The organism is Pseudomonas fluorescens (assembly GCF_902497895.1).
GTDB classification, from domain to species: domain Bacteria; phylum Pseudomonadota; class Gammaproteobacteria; order Pseudomonadales; family Pseudomonadaceae; genus Aquipseudomonas; species Aquipseudomonas fluorescens_BP.
Genome location: NZ_CABVHQ010000162.1, coordinates 1 through 891, shown reverse-complemented (window position 1 = coordinate 891; position 891 = coordinate 1). Strand labels below are relative to the sequence as shown.

Annotated in this window: 2 tRNA genes and 1 rRNA gene; all 3 read left to right on the top strand. The window is 48.9% G+C overall.

The window, feature by feature from the left end:
- Positions 1–290 (top strand): 16S ribosomal RNA (locus F8N21_RS30340); the annotation flags it as partial.
- A gap of 122 nt (positions 291–412) precedes the next feature.
- A tRNA-Ile gene (locus F8N21_RS30335) sits at positions 413–489 on the top strand.
- Between the two features lie 30 nt (positions 490–519).
- A tRNA-Ala gene (locus F8N21_RS30330) sits at positions 520–595 on the top strand.
- Positions 596–891 lie beyond the last annotated feature (296 nt).

Genomic DNA, 891 nt, shown 5'->3' with positions numbered 1-891 from the left:
GGGTTGCCAAGCCGCGAGGTGGAGCTAATCCCAGAAAACCGATCGTAGTCCGGATCGCAGTCTGCAACTCGACTGCGTGAAGTCGGAATCGCTAGTAATCGCGAATCAGAATGTCGCGGTGAATACGTTCCCGGGCCTTGTACACACCGCCCGTCACACCATGGGAGTGGGTTGCACCAGAAGTAGCTAGTCTAACCTTCGGGAGGACGGTTACCACGGTGTGATTCATGACTGGGGTGAAGTCGTAACAAGGTAGCCGTAGGGGAACCTGCGGCTGGATCACCTCCTTAATCGACGACATCAGCTGCTCCATAAGTTCCCACACGAATTGCTTGATTCATTGAAGAAGACGATAGAAGCAGCTTTAAGCTCCAGGCTGATAGCTCACGCTAACAGTTACAAGCTCGAAATTGGGTCTGTAGCTCAGTTGGTTAGAGCGCACCCCTGATAAGGGTGAGGTCGGCAGTTCGAATCTGCCCAGACCCACCAATTTTGTGTGGGAAACGCCTGTAGAAATACGGGGCCATAGCTCAGCTGGGAGAGCGCCTGCCTTGCACGCAGGAGGTCAACGGTTCGATCCCGTTTGGCTCCACCATTTAACAGCAGTTACAAGCTGGAAGCTACAAGCGACAAGTTGCTCATCGTTAGAGTTTAGAAATGAATATTCCGTTGCGAATATTGATTTCTAGTCTTTGATTAGATCGTTCTTTAAAAATTTGGGTATGTGATAGAAAGATAGACTGGACAACACTTTCACTGGTGTTGTTACAGGCTAAGGTAAAATTTGTGAGTTGCTCTTTATGAGCAAGAATGCGAATTTTCGGCGAATGTCGTCTTCACAGTATAACCAGATTGCTTGGGGTTATATGGTCAAGTGAAGAAGCGCATACG